4 protein-coding genes are annotated in these 2,731 nt (G+C 35.3%); all 4 read left to right on the top strand.

Features of this window, described 5'->3' with window-relative positions:
- Positions 1-141: 141 nt before the first annotated feature.
- The gene (locus C200_RS15545; RefSeq protein ID WP_032126227.1) at positions 142-432 is read left to right on the top strand and encodes a hypothetical protein; all 291 of its coding nucleotides are present in this window, start codon (positions 142-144) and stop codon (positions 430-432) included.
- 37 nt (positions 433-469) lie between these two features.
- On the top strand, positions 470-1,168 hold the full coding sequence (locus tag C200_RS11965; protein ID WP_016212008.1) for a hypothetical protein: 699 nt from the start codon (positions 470-472) through the stop codon (positions 1,166-1,168).
- Positions 1,169-1,184: 16 nt separating this feature from the next.
- Positions 1,185-1,481 carry a hypothetical protein gene (locus C200_RS11960; protein WP_016212010.1) on the top strand — a complete coding sequence of 99 codons (297 nt, stop codon included), beginning with the start codon at positions 1,185-1,187 and terminating at the stop codon, positions 1,479-1,481.
- Positions 1,482-1,586: 105 nt separating this feature from the next.
- Positions 1,587-2,731: hypothetical protein (locus C200_RS11955; RefSeq protein WP_162180155.1), on the top strand; the 1,145-nt coding region annotated here is incomplete at its 3' end.

Genomic DNA, 2,731 nt, shown 5'->3' with positions numbered 1-2,731 from the left:
GAGGTAGCGACGCTTACGATTATATGGTTTTTTTGTTAGAGTACTAGCGTTAATTAGTATTAAATGGAAAATAATAATTGAATAAAGCTAGATGTTGAAAATAATCTAAAATATAACAATTCAAAAACATGGAAGGTGACTATGGGAAGATTATTTAATAAAGAAAACCCTGCTGATTTAAAGTCATCAGGGTACTTTAGTACTGAACCAAGAGGGCAAAGTCATCATTCGGTAATTGTTATTGTTATGGCTATGATTAGTATTTTTGTGATGACTAGAGTGATATGCAGTATTATTACTTGGATGATACATAGTGCTCCATTGACCTTTATTTTCACTATGCTAATTTCGTTCTTTGCTGCTCCGTATGTATTTATAGTCATTATAATTGTTGCTTTTTTTATAGGTATTTTGGTGAAAACCCCTTCTTGAGCAATTTGAAAGGTAGGTTTTAATAGGGAGAACTTCAGTGTTAAAAAAAAATAAATCCACCTCATTCGTTATAGGTCTAGCTTTAAGCCTCTCTTTCGCTTGTTATGCTAATGCATTAACAGAAGCTGAATTTAAAGCAACAAAATTGCCTTATTCTGTGATGGCCTATAGCAATCAATATGCCCATGAATATGGTTTAGATGCGAGTAAAGCCATAGACTTACCTAAAGGGTTGGAGGCGATTAAATTAATTTTGTACAAGGAGCATATTAAAGGTGATGAAGTGCTATTACCTCAAGATATATATAGGTGTTCGGCAGAGCTTTATGTGGATAAAAGCTTGAGTTTATATTGGCCAGGAAATTACCCTAAAGTTGATAAAGTTGGTGATCGCGGATTACAAAAAGCACAAGTCTCAACTGTACAATTAAAAAGAAAAGGTGAGTATTGGGTACCAGGTCCTTATGCCTCAATGTTATATGATTCTTACGATCAAACAATCAAGCCAAATTTAGCAAAGATCAATTTAGGCTTCTTTGGCTGTAATTATATCCCCTCACGTTATACAGCAGTAAAAGATGGGTTAGCAATTTGGTTAGAGAGAAAGGGAGGCCACAATTATGCTGCAATTGGGCAGAGTGAGGCAGAGATAAGCTCTAAAGATTTCTATATTTTCAAGTTACCTCAAAAGTTAGTGAATAACTATCTGCCGTATGCACGTATGGCAGCAAATTGATCAAAGGAGATGAAGCATGGTTCAACTTACACTAAGCGATTTTGCTTTTTTAGCAAATGACGTATATTTAAATCCGGGGTTAGAACTTGCTCTGCCTCGGGAAAATTCACAACGATGTCAGCGATTGTTAAACAATACAGAAACTGTGATTAATAGTGACCCTCATGGACCTAAAGCAAATGGTTTTTTTGCTCGTGTTTATAAATATAAACAGGGAAATAAAATGTCTTTGATTGTTGCTTATCGTGGTACCAGTAATGTTGAGGACTATTTAATTGATGCTGAATTAGCGTCAGGCCAGGCGATAGAGTAAGGAAAAGATGCGATTAATTTCTGTAAAGAGGCAATTATATATGCAAATAGCCATCATATAAAGTATGAAGATATTTATATTACGGGACATTCTCTTGGAGGTGGTTTGGCACAATGGGTGTCTATGCTGACAGTTGATTACTCTCAATTATTTGGAATAAAACCCACCGCTTTTAGAACAGTGACATTTAATCCGCCAGGTATGCAAGGGGTTGATCCAAATGGCAGAGCACCTCATTATGCTGAAATTGCTCATACTATTTCGCAACATAAAATTGCTAGTGGGAAGCTTGCTGCTGCAATGGTTTCGGTAGCCCCAGAAGTATCTTTAGTGGGGGCTACAGCGGGAGTTGAAGTAGTAGTTAAGAAAATAATGGAATTACTTAATTATCAAACTGCGATTAAAAATCGTAGTATTGCATTAAGAATGGGGCAGGGTGCTTTGATATTTTTGTGGGATTTATTAATGCCAGATCGTAATGGGTTGTCTGTTGATAAGGAGATTAATAACCCTTACCCCCATATTTATAATATTTCCTCACGATATGACTTAGTTCATTGCAGTGGTAATCCTGGTGGGAATTTAATTAATTATGATATTGATCCTTTAGGTAAAATTACCAATGGGGATGATGATCGTCGTGCAAAATTTAAATATCAATTTTTAGAAAACTATTTTGAGGCAAGACAGCATTATTTAAAACATGGTGTAAATTCAGCAAAAATGAAATCAAAATATGAGCAGTTAAGCAAGGCAGATAATTGGGCATTGTATTTTGAAAATCCTGGTAAAGAAGGTGTTCATTTACCAACAGCAAAGGACTGGGAGAATTACTTTAAAGATGTAAGAAATATACCTGAATATCAGCAAAGTGCTAGAAAAACTGACAGGGTAATGCAATATTACACAGGAACCCTCAGCTCAAATCAGGCATATGATAAGCCTTATGATTTATTTTTGACTAAAGCTGCGAAAGTGTTTATTAAGTATTTATTTATTGCTGAACACTCTATGGCTAATATGCTGCCATCGATTCAAGTGAATCAAAATTTAGCGCAAGTTAAAATTAGCTATAGTGCTCATGAGACTATATTAGCGATGAGAAAATGCTCTTCATTGATTAATTTGCATACAACTGAGCGATTAAAAGGCCCACTCGTTGCCGCCCATGATAATGTGCAGAAATATCAGAAAAAAGGTATTTATCCTTATAATCAAACAAATTATCAAGCACTCGCTGCGAGCCATGG

Origin of the sequence: Piscirickettsia salmonis LF-89 = ATCC VR-1361 (genome assembly GCF_000297215.2) — a bacterium.
GTDB lineage: Bacteria > Pseudomonadota > Gammaproteobacteria > Piscirickettsiales > Piscirickettsiaceae > Piscirickettsia > Piscirickettsia salmonis.
Note: the sequence above shows the minus strand (reverse complement) of the source record. Positions and strands in the feature narration are given on the sequence as shown.

What these genes read in the sequence shown, in the direction of transcription:
- C200_RS15545 (WP_032126227.1), top strand. Translation starts at nt 142, where the DNA reads ATGGGAAGATTATTTAATAAAGAAAACCCTGCTGATTTAAAGTCATCA.
- C200_RS11960 (WP_016212010.1), top strand. Translation starts at nt 1,185, where the DNA reads ATGGTTCAACTTACACTAAGCGATTTTGCTTTTTTAGCAAATGACGTA.